This window comes from Alteromonas sp. D210916BOD_24, from assembly GCF_047159385.1.
Lineage (GTDB): Bacteria > Pseudomonadota > Gammaproteobacteria > Enterobacterales > Alteromonadaceae > Alteromonas.
Genome location: NZ_AP038333.1, coordinates 3478807 through 3502589 on the forward strand (window position 1 = coordinate 3478807; position 23783 = coordinate 3502589).

Consider the following 23783-nt stretch of genomic DNA (forward strand, 5'->3'; position numbering starts at 1 on the left):
ACATGTCCGAAATTAGTTCTGTCGATCTGGTTGAATTAACCAACAATATCAAGGCTTGGGGAAGAGCGCTAGGCTTTCAGCAGGTTGGCATCAGCGATATTGATTTACATCAGCACGAAGCCCATCTTCAAGCATGGCTAGGTGCCGGCTATCACGGTGACATGGCTTTCATGGAAAGCCATGGCATGAAACGCGCGAGACCCGAGGAATTGGTACCCGGGACACTTCGCGTGATCAGTGTACGTATGAACTATCTCCCCCCTGACGCGTCTTTTGCCAAGCACTTAAACACGCCAGAACTTGGTTATATCAGCCGCTATGCATTAGGTCGAGATTACCACAAGGTTTTGCGCAAGCGGCTGAAGCAATTAGGTGAAAAAATAACCCACGCACTGAGTCATACCGCCTATCGACCGTTTGTAGACTCGGCCCCCGTGTTAGAACACGCCATAGCGGAAAAAGCGGGCATTGGTTGGACGGGTAAACACAGCCTTACCATCAACAAAGAAGCAGGATCATGGTTCTTCCTAGGTGAGCTTTTTATCAACTTACCGCTACCAGTCGACACACCACTTGAAGAGAGCTGTGGTAGTTGCACTGCCTGCCTGACAATTTGTCCCACCAACGCTATTGTTGCTCCTTACAAGGTCGATGCAAGACGATGCATTTCCTATCTGACTATTGAATCAGATAAAGACATTCCCGAATCGCTGCGCCCGCTTATGGGTAATCGTATTTATGGTTGTGATGATTGCCAGTTGATATGTCCGTGGAATCGCTATGCAGATATCACAAGCGAGGAAGATTTCCATCCCCGCCAGGTGCTTCACGGCCAGTCTCTCATCACGCTTTTTAGTTGGTCTGAGGAAACCTTTTTAGCCAATACTGAAGGATCGCCAATTCGCCGTATTGGTTTTGAAAAATGGCAGAGAAACATTGCAGTGGCATTGGGCAATGCGCCTTATAGTAAAGCGCACATGGCCATACTCAACGCTCGGCGAGGCTTAGTAAGCGATATGGTTGATCGCCATATTGATTGGGCGCTCAATGCACAAAACACTAAACGCCAGGCACTCCAAAGTACCTTAAACCGGCAGCAACAGAGGCTAATAAGAGCGGTAGAAAAAGGCTTGCCCCGCGATGCATAACAAGGGGCTACTGCACAGATATTGCCGTGAAAGCGCCGTCCTCTTTACGCAGGGACACAGAAATAGTCACAGCCTCCCCTTGGGTAATTTCCGTACTGAACATTGGCACGCCAAATTCCCACCAAGGCTCATTTTCAAGGGCTTCGACCAAATCAAACAAGTCGCGTTGCGTTCCACTGTGCTGACCCATCACTTCACAAAGATCGTTGGTGCACTTCACTGAAGACAATGCAAATTGCTGGCTATTGTGGGGTAAAGTGAAAAAGGTGTTAAGGAATGACTCCATATCAGCAGTCCATCGTGACTCACCCGATACGTCGTCACCTGCGACAACTGTTTCGTTGATCTCTTGGGGGGGAGTAGAGAGTGACAGTTTAGGCGTGGGCTTGATGACTTTCAATTCACTGGCTTCTGTGGCTCTTGAGCGCGATAAAACAGAATTCAGGCGCGCTTTATCGGCTTTCGATTCACTGAGTTGGTGTTGATAGCCTGACAATTTATAGCCGGCTACCGAAATAAACACCAAAAACAATAAAAACAACCACGGTTTCATTACAAGCCCTTTAATCGCTGAGCGTTATTTATGGTATTGCTTAGAAAACTTATGCACTGCGTCAACAAACACACCTGCATTTTCAGGTGGAACGTCCAGGTGGATCCCGTGACCGAGGTTGAATACATGACCACTACCTTCGCCATAACCGGCTAAGATTGAAGCCACTTCTTCTTCAATTCTCGCTGCGGGGGCATACAACATTGAAGGATCCATATTGCCTTGCAGGGCGACTTTATCTCCCACTCGAGCTCGCGCTTCTTTAATGTCGATAGTCCAATCCAGACCTACCGCATCACAGCCCGTTGCCGCAATAGACTCCAGCCACATTCCACCGTTTTTGGTAAACAGAGTAACAGGTACCTTACGACCTTCGCTTTCACGGGTTAATCCATTAACAATGCGCTCCATATATTGAAGAGAAAACGCTTTGTAGTCTCTGGGAGATAAGACGCCACCCCAGGTATCAAAGACCATCACAGATTGTGCCCCAGCCGCGATCTGAGCATTTAAATACTCAGTCACCGAATCAGCCAGCTTGGCTAAAAGAGCATGCAAGGTAGCAGGCTCTGCAAAGGCCATCTTTTTAATTTTGGTGAAGGCTTTACTTGAACCGCCTTCAACCATATAGGTCGCAAGTGTCCATGGGCTGCCAGAGAAACCAATAAGTGGCACTTCGCCTTTCAGTTCGCGGCGAATCGTCCTCACGGCATTCATAACATATTGAAGCTCACCTTCCGGATCCGGTAGCCCAATCTTATCTACATCAGCCTTACACGTAATGGGCTTCTTAAAACGAGGGCCCTCTCCAGTTTCGAAATACAACTCCAATCCCATGGCATCGGGAATGGTGAGTATGTCGGAAAATAATATCGCTGCATCGAGAGGAAAGCGGCGCAAGGGTTGCAGGGTGACTTCACAGGCTAACTCGGCGTTTTTACACAGCGACATAAAGTCGCCTGCTTGTGCCCGTGTGGCTTTGTATTCAGGCAAGTAACGGCCAGCCTGTCGCATCATCCATACTGGTGTCATATCCACTGGCTGTTTCAGCAACGCACGTAAATAACGATCGTTCTTTAACGCGGGTTTATCAACACTAGGAACATTTTGCGACATATAACTCACCTGAATAACTATAGATACAATAGACAGAGACTGGAAAGCCTCCAAAGGGCGGGATTATATCAGTATTATTCCTGTGTTGGGTGAAAACCGATCTAAATATTTATCTTCGCGATACGGTGTCGATAATTGAAGACGAAAATGACTTGAAAAAAGTAAAAATGCCACTTGCGCTTAAAGTAAGTGTTTGCTATTACTATGTACGATAACTATAAAGAAGCCCGTTACGGGACCGTGCTAATCTTATTGGAACCCTGCCTCGGCAGGGTTTTTTATTTGTCTCTAATTAGAGACACCGTTTCCGCAATGAGTTGCCCCGCAATCGAAACCGAAGGCGGCGTATTGGGAAGCGCATCCACGTCAAACCATTGTGCATCATCGATTTCATTCTCTTGACATTGAATAGTCCCGCTGTCGTATTCTGCGATAAAACCGACCATCAGAGAATGAGGGAACGGCCAAGGCTGGCTGTGAAAATAACGTAAGTTTTTCACTCTCACGCCTACTTCTTCAAATACTTCCCGATGAACAGCCTCCTCCAAGCTTTCACCGCTTTCCACAAATCCAGCCAATGTTGAGTACATGTTTGCTTCTCTGTGCCTGACCCCTTTGGCAAGCAGTAGCCTTTTGTTATCGTGGATGGAAACAATAATGCAGGGCGAAACCCTGGGATAACTGCGATGCTGACAACGATGACATTGCACTGCCATCTCCCACTCTACCCGTTCTGTTTTAGCGCCACACTGACCACAGTACTGGTGAGTGCGTAAAAAGTGAATATACTGCCAAGCTCGGCCTATTACCGAAAAGGCGATGTCTTGCTCTGTAACCAGCAACTGCCTTAGCGGTACCCTTTCCCAACCTGGCTGTTCAACGTGTTCCGCGCCTAAATCAACCACAAAGACTGGGTTCTCAAGGGTTGCACCGTCATTGAGAGGGGGTAATTGATGCACCTCTTCAGCATAACGGTGAAGAAATGGTATTTCGTTAAAATACGCGACAGGTATACGTTGTGACTGAGCTTGAATTAACAGCTTTCCTCTACTAAATACTACCCACATTGCTTTATGTGCTTTCAGTTTAGATTCATTCTGTTTTATCATCATTGCTACATACTCCTGTCCTTGCTACACACAATAGCACAGCCAGAGTGAAAGCTAGCAGACATAAGCAACTTTTGCTTACACAATAAATATGACGCGTTATTCTTTTCGTCCAAAATTTGTGTCATAAGTGCACGGTGTTATACTGAGAATAATTGTCGCTGAACGGTTAATAAAACACGATGTTGCAGCAGCTGGAGAGTGTAAAAAAGAAGTGGAGTGGAAAAAGCGAGGTCATTGACAGGTGGTTGCGTGATCGGCAAGCCCTGCTGGTATCGTATTGCCATTTGGCAGGCATCAATCAACGTGAAAAATGTTTACCTGATGCTACCGATATATCGCATTTTTGCGACGCGCTTATGGACTATCTTTCTGCCGGACACTTCGAAGTTTTTGACATACTCGTCGAGAATGACGAGAAAGGGCTCACCCTTAAAAACCAACTTTACCCTAAATTGACAATGACCACTGACGCAGCATTGTCGTTTAATGATAAATTTGCTGAAGCGGTCACGCCAGAGCAAGCGAGAACATTTGATTATGCACTTGCGCAATTAGGAGAGACCTTAGAAGAGCGGTTTGCCTTAGAAGATGAACTTATCGCTCATGTATTCACATACAAGGCGCAATCCTAAAACAACGGCGTACTACAATAACAATGAAAGACGAGTTTACGGTTGTCATTAATGAATAAATCTACACTGATCCACAAAGCCCGCGCCTATTGCGAGCAAAGGGGAGCGAGGTTCACACCACTGCGAGAAAAGGTGTTTGAGATATTGGTTTCGAAACACGGCCCTATGGGCGCGTACGAATTGCTTGATTCACTAAAAGAAACCGAATCCAGCGCCAAACCAGCTACGGTATACAGAGCTCTCGATTTCTTACTGGATTTTGGTTTTATACACCGTCTAGAATCTACTAACGCGTTCGTAGCCTGCTACCACTTTGGCTGCAACCACCCTGTCCAGTTTCTTATTTGTGATAGTTGTGGTGACGTGGCAGAGATTCAATCCGAAGGTTTGCAAGAGACACTTGAAAATCAAGCCAAACAACACGGATTTCGCGTATCCAAACAAACAATAGAGGCGCATGGACTTTGCGCTGATTGCCAACAAACGGAAGCCCCCTCTCTCAAGGAGAACCAACATGAATGCTGATTTTGTAAACCCGTTTATTGCAGGTTTACTCAATGTCATGGAAACCATGGCGCAAACCAAACTAACACCGGGAAAGCCCAAGCGAAAACAAAGCGATGTCGCAAAAGGTGATGTTTCGGGTCTAATTGGAATGGTAGGTCCCGATGTAAGAGGCTCTATGTCAATATCCTTTGACGAAGGCCTTGCACTTACGATTATGGAGCGTATGGTAGGTGAACGACCAGAAAAGCTCGATGCCGAAGTGGGCGACATGGTAGGCGAAGTGACCAACATGATTTGCGGTAATGCTAAGCGTGACTTGGCAGAAAAAGGTTACGAATTTGGTATGGCCACACCTATCGTCGTATCAGGAAAGCAACACACTATTAGCCACCAGGTAGACGGCGCAAAAATTATTCTTCCGTTTATGTGCGATGATGGACTCGCGCATTTGGAAATCTGTTTTGATAAATAATTTCTGGCAGTCTGAAAAAATTACACTCAATAGCTACCCGCGAGGTTTTCATCTCATAACCGAACACGTGGTAGCTGCGCTTCCAGGTATTAAGCAAGTAGAGGTGGGGTTGCTCCACTTGTGGTTGCAGCACACCAGTGCCAGTTTAACTATTAACGAGAATGCTGACCCCACCGTCCGTGACGACATGGAAGCGTTCTTCAACCATAGTGTAAAAGAGAACCTAGCATTTTTCAGGCATACTTACGAAGGTAAAGACGATATGCCTGCTCACTTAAAATCGAGTATACTAGGTTGTCAGCTTACAATTCCCGTCCAACAAGGCGCGTTAGCGCTAGGTACATGGCAGGGAGTAATGCTCGGCGAACACCGAGATCATGGCGGAAGACGAACAATTATTGCCACACTACAAGGGATCACAGCCTAAGCCCATATAATATAATGGCATAATTTGTGCTTACAATGCATACTATTAAGCACAACACAAAATTATCAAAAATCGATAATCACTCAACGTTAAACAGGATGTGACTATGAAAAAACACTTTAAAGTAGCAGCGCTTTCATTAGCTGTAATGGCTTCAACCAATGCATTTGCTCAAGACTCTCAAGAACCAGCATACCGCAGTTGGGGTGGTATTTCTGGCCTTTACTACAATACCGACCCGGATAGACCTTTAGCAGGTGACGTAACTGTAGACGACGGCAATGGTATTGCATTGGAATACGGCTTTCGTTTCACGCAAAGCTGGGCTGCGCGTGTAGAGTTCACGGCACTTGACCTTGATTACTCAACTGGCGGCGATGATAGCGGCGAAATGGTTGGCATTGATGCCATGTATTTCCTTACTAACGATTCTATGTATATCTTTGGTGGTGTGAAAAGACAGTCAGTGGGTGAGTCAACGACTTTGGCTAACCTTGGTATAGGTAAACACTGGGATATCGTTGACGACATTCGTCTAATCACGGAAGTAGCGGCTTATCAAGATTTCGGTGAAGACTATGACGATTACAGCGTAAAAGTGGGTGTAGCGATACCTTTCGGTGAGCGCACGCCATCTGCGCCTCGTGACAGCGACAACGACGGTGTTATCGATAGCAAAGACCAATGCCCTATGACACCTGCAGGTGTTCGCGTTGATGCTAACGGTTGTAGCATCGACGACGATAACGATGGTGTTCTTAACGGTGTAGATCAATGTCCAAATACGCCAGCGGGCAAGAAAGTAGACGCTAAAGGTTGTGCGATCAGAGATGCTGACAACGATGGCGTTGTAGACAGCAAGGATATGTGCCCAGATACGCCAGCAGGTGTTAAAGTGGACGAGAAAGGCTGTACCATTTTCGATGAAGAAACAGTAGAAATTACCCTACGCGTTCTATTCGACAACGAAAGTGCAGTTGTGAAAATGCCTAAAGACCCAGAAATTTCTGAGTTTGCCGCGTTCATGAAAGAATATCCATCTACTACTGCGGTAATTGAAGGTCACACTTCTGCACCAGGTACAGAAGCATACAACATGGATCTTTCAAATCGCCGTGCAGCAAACTTCAAGAAAGTTATGGTAGATATGTACGGTATCGAGTCATCACGCCTAGACACTATTGGTTACGGTGAAACTCGCCTACTAGACCCGGCTAATAACGCTGAAGCTCACCGCGTAAACCGTCGCATATCAGTGACAGTTAAAGAAACGGTTAAAGTAGCTGAAGAAAAGTAAGCACTTGTTCTAAAGTAAGAAAGGCGCCTATCGGCGCCTTTTTTGTATAGCATGGTCTATCTTTCGACGTATTCATCATTAATGCGTAAATTAATACACATTAATACTCGTCAGCGATAGCCGGCCCCGCATAATTATCAAACCGGGAAAATTGCCCCTGAAAGGTCAAACGGCATGTTCCAATAGGCCCGTTACGCTGTTTACCTATAATGATTTCGGCGATGCCTTTGTATTCACTGTTTTCGTGATATACCTCATCGCGATAAATGAACATGATAAGGTCGGCATCCTGCTCAATTGAACCTGATTCACGTAGATCTGAGTTAACCGGTCTTTTATCAGCTCGCTGCTCTAGCGTACGGTTTAGCTGTGACAGCGCCACCACTGGCACTTCAAGTTCTTTTGCTAATGCTTTAAGTGAGCGGGATATCTCCGCTATCTCAAGTGTCCGGTTATCACTTAGCGAAGGTACGCGCATCAGCTGAAGGTAATCCACCATGATAAGACTGATACCGCCCCGTTCCCTAGCCAACTTACGAGCACGGCTTCGCACATCCATTGGCGTCAAGCCCGACGAGTCATCGACAAACAAGCTATCTTTATCTTTCAACATCGCCATGGTATTTGAAATTCGTGCCCAGTCTTCGTCATCAAGTTGAGCAGTACGAATTTTAGTTTGGTCAACCCGACTTAACGATGCCAGCATACGCATCATGATCTGTTCTGATGGCATCTCCAAACTGAATACCAATACCGGCTTCTCCTCTGCCATCATCGCGTTTTCGATCAAGTTCATGGCAAAGGTAGTTTTACCCATTGAAGGACGGGCGGCGACTATAATGAGGTCAGATGGCTGTAAACCACTGGTCATTTTATCTAAGTCAGTAAACCCCGTCGTAACACCGGTTACCTCTTTATTGGTTTTCACTAATTCTTCAAGTCGATCTATGGTTTTACCCAATACAGACTCAATATCCCGCGGCCCTTCGTTTTCACCGGTTCTGCGCTCGGCAATCTCAAATACCTTACTCTCGGCTAAATCGAGAATATCAGCGCTGTCTCTGCCTTCGGGGTTATATCCCACCTCAGCGATTTCATGTGCTACACCGATAAGTTCACGGGTGATGGCCCTTTCGCTGATAATCTGCGCATAAGACACCACGTTAGCGGAACTTGGTGTATTTTTAGCGAGTTCGCCCAGGTAGGCAAAACCACCTGCATCATCCAATTCGTCGTGCTTTTCAAGCTCTTCTGAAACGGTAATAAGATCTATCGGTTGACTGCTATTGAGAAGGCGGGTGATAGCGCGGTAAATAATTTGATGGGAGCGGTTATAAAAGTCGTTATCAGTGACAAGTTCCGCCACCTTGTCCCAGCTCTCAGGATCAATAAGCATGCTGCCCAGAACAGATTGCTCTGCCTCAATACTATGAGGTGGAACCTTCAATTTCTCAACATTCTTATCGCCTTTTGGAGCAGAAGCCACGAGTACAACCTATATCAGTGATCAAAAACCAGTTGGATATTATGCGCTTTTACGGCTGCTGTCTCAATAAAGGAAAGGCGCCTTTTGAGCCGAAAGCGCAAAAAACTCACATATTCCCAGAGCTTATCGGGCTTTAATAAATATTTATCGCTAACAGCGTAAACGCTTAGGCATTTTAGTGTTGGAAGTACCCTATCCCCGCTAAACAGTTTACAGCGTCTTTTCCAATTTTAAAAAAGTACCGTCAATGACTGTGTAGGCCAATGTATCCTCTTGGAGAACCAAGGTAGAGCCCAGGTTTTCGCTGCCATTATCACAAGAGAGTGTCACTTCAGTTATGCTGTCATCACTAAAACCCAATGCCTGTGGAGAGGCGTTAAAGTGGTGATAGAATTCATTATTGCTCAAGGTTGTCGAGTCATAAATAGGGCTTTCGCATTGGATTTGGTCTAGCTTTGCTGACGTCGATGTGTAAGTGACCGAACGTCCCAAATAATGCTCGGCGTCTGCCAGCGAGAGTGCTGAAATTCCAGGTTGATAAGCTTTTGTCACAATCCAGGTTCCCTCGTATGGCGCGGGCTCCTGTACCGCACAGCCCAATGTGAATACGCATATTCCCATTGCTCCAACAATCAAACTGTGAAAACGCCAGAACCTTTTGACGTAACCTGCAATACTCACTTCAACCTCCCTATGAGTTCAACACAAGGTTTATCTACCAATGAAATTTCATTTTTATGACCACTATATATGTGGACGATGAAAAGAATGCAGAGGTACAGGCAATAAAAAAGCTGCCAAGGTTAGCAGCTTTGTGTTACTCGCCTGTCAGTTAAGAAATAGGGACTAAAGTATTTATTTCAACCTCTGAGCTCAATTAAATGCAGGCTGTTTTTACGGTATTTCAACCCTGTATAGTTACCTTTGACGCCACGGGAATAGCCCGACGTTGGCCACTATTTTTCATCTATTTCAATTCGTCCATTCACAGTAGAGATATCAACGTTACTGGCTCCTCCGTTGTGCATAAAACGCAACCATCTACTAGGCCCGTATTTGGGCTTTTTAGCTTTATCATCACTAATATTATTAACGATTGAACCTCCCGCATGGGTTTCTAGATCGATCTGTGCTGACACCCCTTTTTGGAAGACAAATTCCATTGCCCCACCTACCGAACTAGCCTGAAGCGCTCCTTTCGAATTTAGCGAAAGCTCGGCATAAGTGCGCCCATTCACTGTGTCTATTTTAAGCGAATCCACTTCCGCTAACGAAAGGTCGATGCGTCCATTAACAGTTTCTATCGTAATATCTGGGCTATTGGAGTTGAGTTTAATTTTGCCATTGACCGATGTCGCCACAACGGGATGAGCGCCAGTATGAGAAGCCTCTATTTCTCCATTAACGGTTTCCACTTCTAGACGACCTTTAACATTGTTTAATGCGATATCCCCGTTCACCGACTCAACTTCAATGCGCTCACCCATATCACTGAGTGTCACGTCTCCATTCACTACTTCGATATCTGCGGCTTTCGTTACCCCCTGCGCACTCACGTCTGCATTAACAGCGGTGTAATGAAGATCGCTAGCCGAGGGGATATAAATGGTTAAATCGTCACCGTCTTTGCCCTTGTTGAACCAACTTTTTGAATTGCGTTCAACTTCAACATGGATGATCACTACATCACCCCGCTGTTCAAAAATAAACTCTTCGGTGCGGTCACCCAGTTCACCGCTTACACGGACCTGTGATTTATCCCATACCCGAATGTCTGCTTTTCCATTCACATGTTCTATATCAATTTTCGGAGAAGCCGAGGTATCAATCGTTTTGTCTACCCGTTCACCAGCCATTACCTGACTTGCCGCACTGATCAATGCTGTGAGCCCGATGGTTTTTAAAATAGTGGGCGAAAGCTTAGCGGTTAATTTTCTATTCATTGTCTTACCCTTTTATATTTGCTGCCACTTGGGCGCGTGCACTCGCTCAATTAAGGCAATTTGCTGTTGATATACATGGTGCAGCATTTTGATTAATGCGGAGTTGTCCGGGTCATCTTTAAGCGCGTCTTTTATCACACTAGCTGCATCATCCAGTTCTTTAAGTTGCTCTTGCCAATCCTGTGTGAGTGATGGCGTATTTTCATAGCTGGCCAGTAGGCTATCGACATGTTGTTGTTGCTGCATACTCATGGCGTCTATGAAGGTAAAGCTATCACTGAGCGTTGATTCTGTTTTAAACGCATAGGGCGCACCAAACCACAGCACAGTAACGAAACACACGCTTGCTGCAAATGCCATCCATTGAGAAGTAGTAACACCTGTTGTTTTCGTGTTCTGCTGCTCTGTGAACGCTTCAGCGCGCTGCGATTCGATCCCTAATTCAATTCCACGCCACAAATCACGCTGTGGTTGTTTCTCTTTATTGAGCCCACTAATATGCTGAGATAATTTGTCGTCAAAATTACTCATCCTCGACCCCCATAAAATCTTTCAAAAGCTGTTTGGCGCGAAAAAATTGAGCCTTACTCGAACCCACTGCCATATTCAGCATTGAGGCGATATCTTCGTGTCGATAGCCTTCTATCGCATGTAACACAAAGACCATTCTCGCCCTCTCCGGCAACCTGACTATCAGTGCTTCTAAATCAATTTCAGTGCTGTCACCGTCAGCCGCCATATCACCTAGACCACTCTCTTCGACGTTGAATATACGCTGCATCCACCCTTTCTGTTTGCGCATATAAGAGATGGTGACATTCGCCGTGACACTGTGTAACCATGTAGAAAATTGGCTTTGTCCGTCAAAGTTGTCGAGTTTTCGCCACAGTTGTATAAACACTTCCTGAGAGGCATCTTCGGCCATTCCTTTCTCACCTGTTAGCCGGTAACACAATGCATATACACGTCCAATGTGTAAATCATAAAGCATTTTAAAAGCCTGCTTACTGCCTGCTTTAGCCGACGAAATAAGCTCGTTTTCGCTTTTGCTACCGAACACCACATTGGCGTGTACAACACGTGGTTGTGTGTGTTCCATTGTTTTCTCTTAATTGTTAGTTAAACCGCTAGTGACACGCCCTCGTTCTTTTTAATTACGTTTGAAAAGATAAAGACGCTTTTGTGCGGTATAAGCACTTGTTAGTGTTATAGGGTTAGTCGTACCCTATAGGAGAAAGGTTTAAATACACAAAAAATTTTTTTTGGAGCCCCCATGTCGTTGAAGTTTAAAATCGATGGTCTATTTGCAGGTAAGCCACAGCCATTGGGCCCGAGAGGGGCATTAAGCAGCTTCGTGAAAAATCCTGTCGATGTTTTAACCGTCAATATAAATGGCACCGAAGAAGACGAGCAGGCCAATACACGCCTGCATGGTGGACCAGAAAAAGTGTTACATCAATTTAGCCCTGTACACTACGAGACATTGCAAAAGCATCACCCTGAAGGCCATTTCACCATGGGTAATATGGGTGAAAACATAAGTGTTAAAGGGATGGATGACACTACCGTGTACATTGGCGATATCTGGAAATTTGGCGACGTTGAACTTCAAATAAGTGCCCCTCGTGCCCCCTGCGTTAAGATATGTCATCGATTTGGCATCGCCAATTTAGATAGATTTGTCGGCGAGCGTGGTATGACTGGTTGGTATTATCGCGTTATCAAAACTGGCAAGATAAAAGTGGAAGATGATGTCAGTCTGTTACATCGCGAAGCGAACACCGTCAGCGTGCATACATTAATGCAATGCACGCACAATAAAACGGATAAAACCCTTGCAGCTTCACTGGCCACGCTATCGGTATTAGACGACGAGTGGCGACAAAAATGTGACAAAATTGCCAATCGATAAATCGACTGCGGTGCAAGGCCTGTTGAAACAGACACTAGAAACGCACGGCTTCTCCCTCGTTTAGCACATACCATGGCACGGGGGTCTGTAACTCCTCTTTCATATGCAGCAGTCTGAACAACGCCGAATGAGAGGTTTTATCGCCCATTCTCCAACTGGCGTTGCCATATCCCCACGGCACAACGACTTTGCAGCCTAATTCTTGCGCTGCAATAATAGCGTCTTCTGGTGTCGTATGTACTTTTCGATACCACTTAGGGAATGACTCGCTAAAGTAAGACGCGATTGGTAACAGGCACACATCAATGTCACCATAACGCATGTTGATATCCTTAAAATGAGGGGAATAACCCGTATCACCCGCAAAATAAAGCGTCCGTCCCTGATTCTCAAGTACCCACCCACCCCATAGCGAAGCATCGGTATCGTCATACAAATACGGCACATAAATACGATTGCTAAAATGGTGAGCAGGCACAAAATGCGCTACCGTATTTCCAATGGTTTGCGATGAATACCACGCCATCTCCTTAATGGTGTAACCTCCATTGGGGAAATGTTGTGGGAATCCCAATGGAACTAAGTACGTGGGGCTCACACCGATTGTGTTGATATCCGACTTGTTAAAGTGGTCGTAATGAATGTGGGAATATAATACTGCATCTGTGTGTGTCAGCTCACTGGGAGTAAGTTGCACAGGGGCATTGCGATTAATTCCTTCAGTTAATCGAAACGCCCAGTTTACGGGCCAATCAAATTGGTTAAAGACCGGATCGACTAAAACCTGTTCACCGTCTTTAGTGGTAATAACAAAGCTCGCATGCCCTAGCCATCGTATAGAAAACCCCGCATTTAAATCTACATTAGGGTTATTGCCGACGAACTGACAGTTTTGCATGTCGTCTTCACAGGCAATATCAGCCGAAGGTGGATAACAATTGTCAGTGCAGGTAACTGGATAGTCTTTGAAACTGTCGTAAATATTGCTGAATCTGTCTTCATAGCCTTTAACGTAGGTATAATTGACGATGGAAAGCTCATGTTCAATTCGATCCACTTGGTTGCGAGAAGCACAACCCGCCAGACCACTCCCAACGGCAATAAAACATGTGATATAACCCACAAATTTTGCACGCGTTTTTTTCATTCTCGTACCTTGCGTATCTCTACAATCATAAGATTTTCACATCTGAGTTTTCATCGGCATCCCCAGCGTAGGGAAGCATTTTAGTTTAAAGAGGGAATGGATAACTACCACTCCTAATTTGTAACAACATGCTTAGATAAGACCTGTTGGTGTTTACTGTTCCTAAAAATAGAGGTGATAAAGCCTGCTGTACGCCATGAGGCATTTGCAAATGAGAACTATTATTAATAATATATAAAAAATAGTTAACCTGTGCCGTCATGACTAAAACCCGAATACTGATCGTTGAAGACGATGCCACATTAAGTGAGCAAATCACCCAACTTTTGCAGTCCAGAGGATTTGAAACTCGTCATGAATGTGATGGCCATGCGGGCCTTGAAGCAGTGCTTGAAGAAAGTTTTGACCTCATTTTGCTGGATATTCGGCTTCCTTCATTAAACGGCCTATCACTTCTCAATCAATTGCGACAAGTCAAGAAAACCCCCGTAATGATGATTACTGCATCTGGCGCTGAGCAAGAGCGGATAGAAGGCTATCGCAAAGGCGCAGATGACTATCTCCCAAAACCTTTCAATTTCACGGAAATGATGTTGCGCATCGATGCTTTGTTGCGACGTAGCAAAGCAATAAGTGAATTTAACACGCAAAAGTCTGAAATTATCATCGATGTACTTTATTTAAATCGCATTCAGCAAATTACGAAGTATCACACCACGTTACTCGATTTCACGCCCATTCAGTTTAAACTACTTTGGATGCTGGCGGAGAACAAGGGGGAGACCTTAAGCAAGGCTTTCCTCTACCACAGTGTGCTCAACAAACCGTTTTCACGTTATGATCGAAGTCTTGATATGCATTTATCTAGAATCCGCAAAAAACTTGTAGAAATCGGTATGCCACCTGAGCGCCTTACCACTGTACATGGCCAAGGGTACCGCTTTTCGTGAAAAATAAACTGTTTTGGCGACTTTGTGCATTTATCGCCCTGGGCACAGTGCTATTGTTTTGGGCGATAGCGTGGCTTACCAATCACACTGAAACCAGCATGAGTTTTATAGATAAAGTGCATCAAGAAACGTTGTATTCGTATGGAGAGGAAGCGGAGCGGATATATCTAGAAAAGGGAGAAAGTGCACTTGCGGCTTATTTGAAAGAAGTAAGGGTGAAAGAGAATACCTGGCTTGCAGTGGTTAACTCTCAGATGACAACGTTTGCTGACACCGAGATGCAAGCCGAATTTCTTGATAGGTTTCAAATTGGCCGCAGCCCAGAGTGGAAAATACACTTGTACTTTTCTGAAAACCCCATCATGGAAGTACCTTTTGTCGATGATACCACGCACTTTTTAATTCAACTTCCCCAACATATGCGCCCCGGCTCCTTATTGCTCGCCTCCCGTTTGTCGCTGCAAATTGCGTTGCCTTTAGTGATATTAAGTCTTTTCAGCTTTATGCTTTATCGGCACCTGATGTCGCCGCTTAAACAATTGGAAAAAGCGACAAAAGAATTCGCGAATGGCAATTTGGAAGCCCGTGCAATGGCAGCTATGCCCAAGCGCAATGATGAGCTTACTAGACTAGCGCAAACCTTCGATAAAATGGCACAAAGAACCAGTAGCCTCATTTACAACCAAAGAAGCTTGCTGGCTGATCTATCTCATGAGCTTCGCACTCCACTTGCCCGTATAGACATGGCTATCGATTTTGTTGAACAGGATATAAATCGGGAACAAGCACTATCTCGTCTGCGCTACGAAGCCAGTACAATGCGCGAGCTGGTTGAGGATACCCTCACCTTCGCGTGGCTGAACACTGAATCGCCGCGTTTAAATACCGATGATTTTGATCTTGTAGAGTTGATCAATGTCATTTGTGAAGATGCGCGATTTGAATACCCTGACAGGGAGCTATATGTTGCGACACCAGAACACGCGAATATAGAACAGAGTAGCCAACTTGCATTGGGGCAAGCCCTTGAAAATATCATTCGCAATGCCCTTCGCCATACACCACTGCAAAGCAAAGTCAGTTTAACACTTGTGCGCCAAGATAATAACTACGTTATCACCGTAGCTGACGAAGGTTCGGGCGTCCCTGAGTCCATGCTAAACGCTATTTTTGAGCCTTTCTTTAGAGTAGATAAATCCCGTGCTACCAAAAACTATGTCCATGCAGCTAAGCGCTCTGGTTTTGGGCTTGGGCTTGCACTGGCAAAACGACAGATTGCCGCAGTGGGCGGTGAAATCCTCGCTAGGAATCAGCATGAACATGACAAAGCGGCGACAGATACAATAACAGATTCAAAAAACACCACACTATGCCTTAAAACGGGACTGGTTATAACCATTACCCTACCCGCGTAGTCTGACACTAGGGCGTGTTAACCTTGCGCTGTTTATACATATAGATAAGTCGCTGGATCCCCAGAAGCGCTCCCGTATAAACCAAAATACAGCATAGCAGGCTGAACACACCTGCGAGTGTCTGACCCACAAACCCAAAATACTCACCCGTATGCAAAAAGCGGGATGTTCCCCATGCCTGGCTACCTTTAGGCCAGTCTGCCTTGCGTAAAACCCTGGCGATTTCACCTGAGCGAGTATCAAAATACAATGAATACGCCAGCTCTTGGCGATGCCCTATACTTTTATCGATGTAAAACCTAGCAATGCCTTCTTCTTTACCGATTTCCATCCACATGGAATACCAATCATGGTAACCATTCTCCTTTGCGTGTTGCTGAGCCTTTTGGAATAAATCGTCGTAGCTAACAACATCGGCGTCGAGGGTGAGTGGCATCTCTGTTTTCACGCGCGCGGGCACGTCTTCTCCATACATTGTGTATAACACCTTGTTAGCCCACTCAAAGTAAAACAGTGTGGCCGTCATACCAATGACAAGTAAAAAAGGCATGGACCAGATGCCAAAAACAAAATGCCAGTGACGACGGCGATGATGCGTATTGATATACCGCTGCCGCAATAACACTTGCTGCTTTAAGCACTTTACCGACATACGTTTGGGGAACCAAATAACTAGCCCGGATAGCAGTAAAAAGATAAAGATGAGGTTGCTGTAGGCCGTTATGGTTTTGCCAATGAATTGGTAATCACCTTCCAATAATAGATAACGATGCAAGTCAGTAATTACGTGAAACACGTCATCAACAACGCCTTGCCCTTCTCTAAGTACTCCCCCTGTATAGGGATGAATAAGATAGCTATGCTCGCCAGCCCAAGCTGGAATTGCCGCACCGTCACGATGCACCCATCGTACAAATATATGCGCTTCGTCGGGGTGCTTATTGCGCAGTATTGAAACCACCTCATCAGTAGAGATAAGACCTTTCTCAATATCGATGGTTTGCGAATAGGCCATTTCGCTGAGCTCTTTAAACTGACGCTCATAGGTCAGCAACACCCCAGTGAAAGCCATAATAAAAACGACCACACTGGCGAAAAGGCCCGCGAAGAAGTGGGCCCAAAAGACCCACCTTTTAAAAGCGGAAAAGTTCATAGCGAAGTGACTATTTAGAAGTCGTATGTCACTGACACACGTATATCACGACCCGCTTCTTGTGGCCCCATGACGGAAGGGAAAACGTCACTGTAATCACCCACGCTTGAATGATCGATGTACGCTTCATCAAACAGATTGGTGACGGCAAGGTTCACTCGAAGTCCGTTCGTTACTTCCCACTCGCCATAAATATCTACTATGGTGTAATCCGCCTTATTCAGTGAATAAAGTGAGTCAGTCCAACCGTTTTCCAAGGCTTGGTGAAGGGTGTCAATATTGATGTCATCAACCATAGTAATGTTAAACCCGACATTGATAGTTGCCGTCACCGTATAATCCGCCCCCAACACCCAAGTGTCGCCACGGCTATTACCTAAACCGACAAATTCGTAGCCATTAATGTCGATGGTGCTATACGGAATACTGTATAAATCTTCTCGAGGCATCAATTCAACGTCTACGCTTGAAAACCCAAAGTACACGTCAACAGAATCCCAACGATACGCAAGATTGAATTCCACACCTGAAGATTCTAAATCACCAATATTATTAAACACTGAGTTACCTTGATAACCGCTGAACAACACGTCATCAATGGTCGACTCATAAGCACTTAAACGCGCGTTCAGGTTATTCGCACTGTACTCAACTGAGGCCTCAATATTAGTCACCGTTTCAGGCACAACATCGCTACCGACAACAGGAATATCTTCACCATCGTAAAGGTATTCATCGAGTGTAAACCCATCGCCAATTTGCTTGCCGCGAGCCGCTTCGGCATAACCCAGACCAACAGACCATGCTTCGGTAAGCTGATAAGCTAAGCCTACGTTAATACTAAGCTCGTTATCGTCTAACCCAGATGGCTCATCGGTAACTGGCTCTCCATAGTATTCATCAATTAATATGCGCTGCTGAAAATCAAAATCATCAAAGCGCACACCGTAACTTAACAGTAGCTCTGGTGTAATATTGCTATGGGCTTGCGCGTAGATACCCATTACGCTTCCCGTTTCGGCGTTTTGTACTGCACCAGCACCAGGCCCACTTTCCACTTCATCTTTACGGTAATCAATTCCGTATGTGAATACGTGGTTAGTTATTTCGCTGGTATTTCTAATATCAAAACCATACGTATCGATGTCTGATAACCAGTCAAAACGACCGCCACGAAATGACGATGACGTTTGGTATGCGGTTGCCTCTAAAAATAACATCGCACTGTGGTCAAAACGATAGTTTGCCACATAGGTATCCCGCTCGGCTTCACTCGGGTAGAGCGGTGCGCCTTCTAGTACCACCCAGTTTGGTCTTGCTGAAAATTCGCCTTCTTCATCGCGCTGTTCTGCACTAAGTGATAAGTACTGGTTGTCAGTAAGGTATCCACTGGCTTTTAAAAACAACATGTCTTGATCGGCAGCGGTGCCCAATACGTCGTTGCCGTCACCGTCTTCAAAGTTATCTCTGTCAACCGTGCTGTAGTAGCCAAGCAACCCCCATGTATCACTTAGCTTTCCATAAAGACTACCGCTATAACGGGTGCCATCATTGGAAAAATAGCTTGCTTTAACACGGCCACCAAACTGCTCATCATTATCTAATAAATCTTGTGCATCTTTGGTTTTAAAACGAATGGATCCACCTATTGCGCCAGGCCCACTGGTCGCTTCACCTGCCCCTGCTTGAACGTCTATCTGCTTAAGAAGATCTGGATCTAAGGTAACACGCCCAATGTGATGAAATAAGGTTGATGTTTGCTGTGCCCCATCCACAGTGACGTTGAGGTAAGCGTCTTCCAAGCCGCGAATGAAAATCTTCTGTGCCACGCCCACTGACCCCCCTACACTGACAGAAGGAGACTCTCTAAATACATCCGCTAAGTCGTTTGCCTGAAACTGTTCAATATCCTCAGCAGTAATACTCAAGTTAGTTGCTGCCCCCACCACAGCAACGCGTTCGATAGGTTGGGTCTCCTCAGTATTATTCTCTAGCGATTGGGCGAACAATACTGGACTGGACAACGTGCACACTGCACCGACTAATACTCGCTTTTTCAAGAGCGTCTCCGTTTAGCAATCAACAATTACAAATAAGAAACATTCTCATTAAGTTTAGTCGAAATGGACAGTACTTTTACAATTGTTACATTTCGATACGGTTCTGGTGATGTCCACTACCATATTATGTATTTCAACAAGATATCAATACGGACTGACAACATCGCGTATGATGCGCGCAATGTGTTTCATGTCGTATTAAAACGTTACACGTGCCATTAATTCTGTGCGGTAAGGGTACTCGCAGTCTCTTCAAAGCGCACTTTTTGTCCTTCGCGAAGCCGCTCTGCACCGCGCACTACCACAAAGAGTGTAGGGTCGATATCACCGAACACTTCTATTCGCTCACCTAGCCCAACGCCGGTGCGCACTTTTATTTGCTGTGCTTCATTGTTTTCATTAAGTTGATAAATGTAAGTACCAGACTTGCGTAACACCAATGCATCGCGAGGGATGGTGACACCTTGATGAGTGTCACTGCTAGGTATCGCGACACGCACCGCACTACCGATAGGAAAATCATTCGGTTTCACAGCAATTCTTAGTTCCATCATTCGGGAGTTGTCATTACCCACGGGCACAATAGCCCGAATCGCTTCTTCTACTTGATGTTGCTTTCCGTGAACATTTACTGCCATCCCACTTTGAATGTAAGGTAAAACAGAAAGGGGCGCACGTACCTGTACCTCTACATTATGTGGATTAACCACACGCAATAAGGTTTGCCCTATTGCAGTATATTCTCCTGGAGATTGTAAGCGCTCAACAACTAGGGCTGTAAAAGGTGCCGTCACACGGCTTTGAGACAATTGATATTCGGTCAATTGCAAATCCAGTCTCGCTTGCGCCAGTTCTTGCTGTGCGTTTTCAAGTTCCGCTTCTACCGCTTCCAGTTCTCCCAAAGAGGTATTGTGGTTTGCCTGTAAGTTTTTAAACCGCGTTAGTCGCTTCTCAAATAGGCGAACCTGCGACTGCCATCTGGCAATATTCGATTTGTTTTGATTAAGCGTAATAGACAAACGAGTATCATCCACTTCGACCAGGGGATCGCCAGCTTGAACAATATCGCCCACTTCAGCCATCCATCGAATACGTCCATTGACTTCTGAAGCGAGATTCGCGTCGATCTGACTTAATACTGTACCCGGCACCCAGGTCAATTGAGAAATAGCTTGTTCTCGGGCCTCATCGACTTGTACCAGAACCGGCGGTGGCGAGTTATTGTCCTGCGCACAGACCGCCATTGAAAGTGAAAGAGACGTCCAAGCCGATATACCAAAAATGGCTACGCGAGTTAATACATTCATGAGACTGAATTCCTTATAAATGATCGCTGTGTTTATTGAGTTTCGCAGTTCGAGGCGTCAAGCCCCCCACAGCGTCATGAGATAATGTGCTGACGGTTTTCGCCCCCGTCATTCTGAGTAATGTGGGCAGTAGCAACAGGGTAAAAATAGTGCTGACAGTCATTCCGCCGACAATAACCGCAGCAAGTCCCCGATAAATAACGCTTCCTGCACCTGGCATTAGCAGCAACGGCAGCATGCCAAATATAGAGGTTAGGGTACTCATAAAAATAGGTCGCAAGCGAAGCTCTATGGCTTGTTCAACTGCGGCGTCTCTGGACAACCCTTGTTGCTCTCCCAAACGGGTTTGGTGTACCAGCAAAATAGCGTTGTTAACCACCAAGCCCAGCAAGATGATGAAACCAATCATGGTTAACAAATCCATGGGTTGGAACATAAAGGTATTCATGATTCGAATTGCAATCACTCCCCCTACCGTGGCAAGCGGAATAGACAATACCACCAACACACTGTCTTTAACTGATTTAAACAGCCCCGCCATCAGTAACAACAGTAAGATCATGGCAAACAGGAAGTTGTCTGCCATGGACGAGATCGCCCCTTTTAAGCTGTCAGCACTGCCGCCATAATTGATGCTACCATCGCTGGGCATCATGGCCATAATGGCAGGCTCAACCTCGCTTTTAATCACTTTCATGGCCTCTTCCAGGCTCATGCCTTCTGGCGGATTTACGTTCACGGTTAACGTTCGACGGCCATCTATGCGCTGGATGCGACTCGGCCCCACCGCGCGCTCAATATCAACCAGTTCACTCAATTGCACGACTTCACCCACAGGAGTCATAATAGGGGTGCTTCCCAAGTCTTCTGGCGTTTGCCAGGGCGCTGAACGAAAGATGATATTCATGCGTTTTACGCCATCAAAGTACTCGCCGACATACATGCCGTCTCCCATGGCGCGCACTAAATTGCCCATACCACCGCGATTTAACCCCACTTCCATCATACGGCTGTCGTTGGGATAAAAGCGCAGTTCAGGTTCAGCTTGTTCTAACGGGGGATTGGAACGAGCATTTGCATTGGGAAATACCTCTCGAAGCTTATCTAAGCCCGCTTGAGCGGCAATGCCGAGCATGTCTTGATCTGTCCCTTGCAAATGAATAGCGATGGAGCGCCCATTGCCAAATCCGCCGAATAGATTTCCCTGCTGAGCAAAGGTTTGCGTATCTGGCAGATCTTTTAGTATTTCATCGCGTACGATGGCTTCGAGCTCTTTTACCTTTGACTGGTCTTTAGCCCGCACGCCTAAAGTGCCGCCATTCGGCCAGGTAATGATGTAGTAATTCTTCAGTGCGGGCTGCTTTTCCCCGTCCATATAGGGTTTCAAACGCTTAACGACAATTGGGATCACTTCTTCTGATATAAAGTTTTCGCTTGCCCCAGCGGGTAAACTTAAAAAGGCATCGACTGCATCGCGCTTAACCGGCGGCAGGTAATCCATGGAAGGCATTAACAACAAACTACCGGTGATGGGAATACCCATTAAGGTGAGCACTAGCGCGATTCGCCGTAGCGGTGTGGCTGAAAGTCGCATTATGGTCTGGGTAATCTTAACCCAGAGCTGTCTTAAGCTGTCTTCAGGCATTGCGCCTTTCAGATATCGGGCAGCAACGACAGGGAGGACAGTTACTGCAACAATCAGCGACATACACACTGCAATGGCAATAGTGAGTGCCAGATCAGCAAATAGCTGACCTTCCACATCCTCAAGAAACATAACCGGAATAAAAATTGCCACTGTGGTTGCCGTCGATGCCATTAGCGCACCGAACACTTCTTTGGTGCCCTGATAAGCACTCTCTTCATCACTGCCGACGCTTTTTCGCGTTCGCACAATATTCTCAAGTACCACAATAGCTGCATCCAGTACCATGCCGACCGCAAACGCCAGTCCCGCCAGTGAAATAATGTTTAGGGAACGCCCTGTCAGTTGCAGCACCACAAACGTACTCAGCAAAGAAATGGGGATAGCCAATGCAACGATAATTGTTGCGCGAAGCTGGCGCATAAACAGCCAAAGCACACCGATAGCCAGTAACACACCGATAAACAAGTTGCTGGTAACTAACTGCACGGCGCGGTAGATAAACACCGACGCATCAAAGCTCTGAGCCATCACCAGCTGTTGCTGCGCAAGGTCATTTTGGTTTATTTCAGCCACCTTTGCTTTTACCGCTTCGAGCGTGGCCAATACGTTGGCGTCGTTCTGTCTATCGACGCGAATTGAAATAGCCGGGTTGCCATTTTGAACACTGGCATTGGCACCATCAGCGCGAGTAATCGCTATGTCGGCGATATCATTTAAAGTGACAGGACTGCCGTTGCGCCATTCTAAAATCATTTCGCCCATTTTTTCGGGTTGGTAACGCCCTTCAAAGCGCAATGTATAGCGTCTACGCCCAACATCGACAAACCCACCAGATATGTCGTTTGCCCGCCCCAGCTCGTTAGCGACAGCAGTCAAATCTATGCCTAATTGTGCGGCTCTAAAAGGGTCAAAAACAATTTGGAACTCTTCTACCCCACCCACACCACTTTCCATGCGGGCGCGTGCTACCCCTGGTATTGACTCTAATTGGGGCTTAATAACGTCAGTAAAATACGTAACATAGGTATTAATTTCATTCGGATTGCCGGGTAAACGTTGCAAGAAAAAGTAAGTCAATGCCGGAGCATCGCCACCACTGCCCGCCAACATGATGTTTGGAGAAAGTGCGTCGCGCGGTAAGGGTGGAACCCGATTCATCCGGCTGATGACTTCAATTAAGGTCTTCTGCATATCGGTGCCTAAACCAAATTCGAGGTTTATCCATGCATTGCCCTGATTCGCCCACGCACTCATTGATTCAAGCCCGGGAATACCTTGTAGCACTTCTTCTTGAGGCTCAATTATCTCTGATTCGATTTCCTGCGGTGACGCGGCACGCCACGAGGTTTGTATATTAATATTCGGCCGTTCAATGTCTGGAAACAATTGAACGGGTAAATTAAACAAACTGTATAGCCCGAGAAAAACCAATAAGGCTATTGAGATTCCTACCCCGGTGGCGTTTTTTATTGCTGCACGTGTTATGTCCATAATAAGG

The 23783-nt window shown here is 45.9% G+C and carries 22 protein-coding genes; 9 read left to right on the forward strand and 13 right to left on the reverse strand.

Annotation, left to right across the window (positions count from 1 at the left end; genetic code table 11):
- The first annotated feature begins 2 nt into the window (after positions 1-2).
- Positions 3-1148 carry a tRNA epoxyqueuosine(34) reductase QueG gene (queG, locus tag ACMCM8_RS15100; RefSeq protein ID WP_412723414.1) on the forward strand — a complete coding sequence of 382 codons (1146 nt, stop codon included), beginning with the start codon at positions 3-5 and terminating at the stop codon, positions 1146-1148.
- Between the two features lie 7 nt (positions 1149-1155).
- Here the strand turns inward: queG and ACMCM8_RS15105 are convergent, their stop codons facing one another.
- The 3 genes from ACMCM8_RS15105 to nudC form a co-directional block, all read right to left on the reverse strand.
- Positions 1156-1701, reverse strand: a complete 546-nt coding sequence (locus tag ACMCM8_RS15105) for a hypothetical protein (protein WP_412723415.1) — start codon at positions 1699-1701, stop codon at positions 1156-1158.
- A gap of 24 nt (positions 1702-1725) precedes the next feature.
- Positions 1726-2817, reverse strand: coding sequence for a uroporphyrinogen decarboxylase (gene hemE / locus ACMCM8_RS15110; protein ID WP_412723416.1), 1092 nt, complete (start codon positions 2815-2817; stop codon positions 1726-1728).
- 278 nt (positions 2818-3095) lie between these two features.
- Entirely contained in the window at positions 3096-3929 is an 834-nt protein-coding gene (gene nudC / locus ACMCM8_RS15115; RefSeq protein ID WP_412723417.1) for an NAD(+) diphosphatase, read from the reverse strand.
- Positions 3930-4108: 179 nt separating this feature from the next.
- Here nudC and rsd point away from each other — a divergent pair, with 179 nt between their 5' ends.
- The 5 genes from rsd to ACMCM8_RS15140 all read left to right on the forward strand — a co-directional run bounded on the left by rsd (position 4109) and on the right by ACMCM8_RS15140 (position 7264).
- Entirely contained in the window at positions 4109-4561 is a 453-nt protein-coding gene (gene rsd, locus ACMCM8_RS15120) for a sigma D regulator (protein ID WP_412723418.1), read from the forward strand.
- Between the two features lie 51 nt (positions 4562-4612).
- Positions 4613-5086 carry a transcriptional repressor gene (locus ACMCM8_RS15125; RefSeq protein ID WP_412723419.1) on the forward strand — a complete coding sequence of 158 codons (474 nt, stop codon included), beginning with the start codon at positions 4613-4615 and terminating at the stop codon, positions 5084-5086.
- On the forward strand, positions 5076-5540 hold the full coding sequence (locus ACMCM8_RS15130) for a chemotaxis protein CheX (protein ID WP_412723420.1): 465 nt from the start codon (positions 5076-5078) through the stop codon (positions 5538-5540). Before ACMCM8_RS15125 ends, ACMCM8_RS15130 begins: the two co-directional genes overlap by 11 nt.
- Complete coding sequence (locus ACMCM8_RS15135) at positions 5530-5967, forward strand: secondary thiamine-phosphate synthase enzyme YjbQ (RefSeq protein ID WP_412723421.1); 438 nt, start codon at positions 5530-5532, stop codon at positions 5965-5967. Before ACMCM8_RS15130 ends, ACMCM8_RS15135 begins: the two co-directional genes overlap by 11 nt.
- Positions 5968-6073: 106 nt before the next feature.
- Positions 6074-7264 (forward strand): OmpA family protein, encoded by a 1191-nt coding sequence (locus ACMCM8_RS15140; protein ID WP_412723422.1) that lies wholly within the window; start codon positions 6074-6076, stop codon positions 7262-7264.
- Between the two features lie 100 nt (positions 7265-7364).
- Here the strand turns inward: ACMCM8_RS15140 and dnaB are convergent, their stop codons facing one another.
- The 5 genes from dnaB to ACMCM8_RS15165 form a co-directional block, all read right to left on the reverse strand.
- Positions 7365-8750: a replicative DNA helicase gene (dnaB, locus tag ACMCM8_RS15145; RefSeq protein WP_412723423.1), complete on the reverse strand. Its 1386-nt coding sequence runs from the start codon at positions 8748-8750 to the stop codon at positions 7365-7367.
- Between the two features lie 210 nt (positions 8751-8960).
- Positions 8961-9431 carry a hypothetical protein gene (locus ACMCM8_RS15150; RefSeq protein WP_412723424.1) on the reverse strand — a complete coding sequence of 157 codons (471 nt, stop codon included), beginning with the start codon at positions 9429-9431 and terminating at the stop codon, positions 8961-8963.
- A gap of 275 nt (positions 9432-9706) precedes the next feature.
- Positions 9707-10693, reverse strand: a complete 987-nt coding sequence (locus ACMCM8_RS15155) for a DUF4097 family beta strand repeat-containing protein (protein WP_412723425.1) — start codon at positions 10691-10693, stop codon at positions 9707-9709.
- A 12-nt stretch (positions 10694-10705) separates the two neighbouring features.
- Positions 10706-11224 (reverse strand): hypothetical protein, encoded by a 519-nt coding sequence (locus ACMCM8_RS15160; protein ID WP_412723426.1) that lies wholly within the window; start codon positions 11222-11224, stop codon positions 10706-10708.
- The gene (locus ACMCM8_RS15165) at positions 11217-11792 is read right to left on the reverse strand and encodes an RNA polymerase sigma factor (RefSeq protein ID WP_412723427.1); all 576 of its coding nucleotides are present in this window, start codon (positions 11790-11792) and stop codon (positions 11217-11219) included. Before ACMCM8_RS15165 ends, ACMCM8_RS15160 begins: the two co-directional genes overlap by 8 nt.
- Positions 11793-11966: 174 nt before the next feature.
- Between ACMCM8_RS15165 and ACMCM8_RS15170 the strand changes: the two genes are divergently transcribed.
- A complete protein-coding gene (locus tag ACMCM8_RS15170) occupies positions 11967-12605 on the forward strand; it encodes an MOSC domain-containing protein (RefSeq protein WP_412723428.1) in 639 nt (212 codons plus the stop codon).
- A 34-nt stretch (positions 12606-12639) separates the two neighbouring features.
- Here the strand turns inward: ACMCM8_RS15170 and ACMCM8_RS15175 are convergent, their stop codons facing one another.
- Positions 12640-13752, reverse strand: coding sequence for an MBL fold metallo-hydrolase (locus ACMCM8_RS15175; RefSeq protein ID WP_412723429.1), 1113 nt, complete (start codon positions 13750-13752; stop codon positions 12640-12642).
- A gap of 260 nt (positions 13753-14012) precedes the next feature.
- Here ACMCM8_RS15175 and ACMCM8_RS15180 point away from each other — a divergent pair, with 260 nt between their 5' ends.
- Together ACMCM8_RS15180 and ACMCM8_RS15185 are read left to right on the forward strand one after the other, a co-directional pair.
- Positions 14013-14702, forward strand: a complete 690-nt coding sequence (locus ACMCM8_RS15180; RefSeq protein WP_412723430.1) for a response regulator transcription factor — start codon at positions 14013-14015, stop codon at positions 14700-14702.
- On the forward strand, positions 14699-16117 hold the full coding sequence (locus ACMCM8_RS15185; RefSeq protein WP_412723431.1) for a histidine kinase sensor domain-containing protein: 1419 nt from the start codon (positions 14699-14701) through the stop codon (positions 16115-16117). Before ACMCM8_RS15180 ends, ACMCM8_RS15185 begins: the two co-directional genes overlap by 4 nt.
- Before the next feature lie 7 nt (positions 16118-16124).
- Here ACMCM8_RS15185 and ACMCM8_RS15190 read toward each other — a convergent pair whose 3' ends face one another.
- The 4 genes from ACMCM8_RS15190 to ACMCM8_RS15205 form a co-directional block, all read right to left on the reverse strand.
- Positions 16125-17270 (reverse strand): PepSY-associated TM helix domain-containing protein, encoded by a 1146-nt coding sequence (locus ACMCM8_RS15190; RefSeq protein ID WP_412723432.1) that lies wholly within the window; start codon positions 17268-17270, stop codon positions 16125-16127.
- A gap of 14 nt (positions 17271-17284) precedes the next feature.
- Positions 17285-19330, reverse strand: a complete 2046-nt coding sequence (locus tag ACMCM8_RS15195; RefSeq protein ID WP_412723433.1) for a TonB-dependent receptor — start codon at positions 19328-19330, stop codon at positions 17285-17287.
- A 218-nt stretch (positions 19331-19548) separates the two neighbouring features.
- Positions 19549-20637 carry an efflux RND transporter periplasmic adaptor subunit gene (locus ACMCM8_RS15200; RefSeq protein WP_412723434.1) on the reverse strand — a complete coding sequence of 363 codons (1089 nt, stop codon included), beginning with the start codon at positions 20635-20637 and terminating at the stop codon, positions 19549-19551.
- 13 nt (positions 20638-20650) lie between these two features.
- The gene (locus ACMCM8_RS15205; RefSeq protein ID WP_412723435.1) at positions 20651-23776 is read right to left on the reverse strand and encodes an efflux RND transporter permease subunit; all 3126 of its coding nucleotides are present in this window, start codon (positions 23774-23776) and stop codon (positions 20651-20653) included.
- Between the last annotated feature and the right edge of the window lie 7 nt (positions 23777-23783).

What these genes read in the sequence shown, in the direction of transcription:
- queG (WP_412723414.1), top strand. Translation starts at nt 3, where the DNA reads ATGTCCGAAATTAGTTCTGTCGATCTGGTTGAATTAACCAACAATATC.
- ACMCM8_RS15105 (WP_412723415.1), bottom strand. Translation starts at nt 1,701, where the DNA reads ATGAAACCGTGGTTGTTTTTATTGTTTTTGGTGTTTATTTCGGTAGCC.
- hemE (WP_412723416.1), bottom strand. Translation starts at nt 2,817, where the DNA reads ATGTCGCAAAATGTTCCTAGTGTTGATAAACCCGCGTTAAAGAACGAT.
- nudC (WP_412723417.1), bottom strand. Translation starts at nt 3,929, where the DNA reads ATGATGATAAAACAGAATGAATCTAAACTGAAAGCACATAAAGCAATG.
- rsd (WP_412723418.1), top strand. Translation starts at nt 4,109, where the DNA reads ATGTTGCAGCAGCTGGAGAGTGTAAAAAAGAAGTGGAGTGGAAAAAGC.
- ACMCM8_RS15125 (WP_412723419.1), top strand. Translation starts at nt 4,613, where the DNA reads ATGAATAAATCTACACTGATCCACAAAGCCCGCGCCTATTGCGAGCAA.
- ACMCM8_RS15130 (WP_412723420.1), top strand. Translation starts at nt 5,076, where the DNA reads ATGAATGCTGATTTTGTAAACCCGTTTATTGCAGGTTTACTCAATGTC.
- ACMCM8_RS15140 (WP_412723422.1), top strand. Translation starts at nt 6,074, where the DNA reads ATGAAAAAACACTTTAAAGTAGCAGCGCTTTCATTAGCTGTAATGGCT.
- ACMCM8_RS15155 (WP_412723425.1), bottom strand. Translation starts at nt 10,693, where the DNA reads ATGAATAGAAAATTAACCGCTAAGCTTTCGCCCACTATTTTAAAAACC.
- ACMCM8_RS15160 (WP_412723426.1), bottom strand. Translation starts at nt 11,224, where the DNA reads ATGAGTAATTTTGACGACAAATTATCTCAGCATATTAGTGGGCTCAAT.
- ACMCM8_RS15165 (WP_412723427.1), bottom strand. Translation starts at nt 11,792, where the DNA reads ATGGAACACACACAACCACGTGTTGTACACGCCAATGTGGTGTTCGGT.
- ACMCM8_RS15170 (WP_412723428.1), top strand. Translation starts at nt 11,967, where the DNA reads ATGTCGTTGAAGTTTAAAATCGATGGTCTATTTGCAGGTAAGCCACAG.
- ACMCM8_RS15175 (WP_412723429.1), bottom strand. Translation starts at nt 13,752, where the DNA reads ATGAAAAAAACGCGTGCAAAATTTGTGGGTTATATCACATGTTTTATT.
- ACMCM8_RS15180 (WP_412723430.1), top strand. Translation starts at nt 14,013, where the DNA reads ATGACTAAAACCCGAATACTGATCGTTGAAGACGATGCCACATTAAGT.
- ACMCM8_RS15190 (WP_412723432.1), bottom strand. Translation starts at nt 17,270, where the DNA reads ATGAACTTTTCCGCTTTTAAAAGGTGGGTCTTTTGGGCCCACTTCTTC.
- ACMCM8_RS15200 (WP_412723434.1), bottom strand. Translation starts at nt 20,637, where the DNA reads ATGAATGTATTAACTCGCGTAGCCATTTTTGGTATATCGGCTTGGACG.
- ACMCM8_RS15205 (WP_412723435.1), bottom strand. Translation starts at nt 23,776, where the DNA reads ATGGACATAACACGTGCAGCAATAAAAAACGCCACCGGGGTAGGAATC.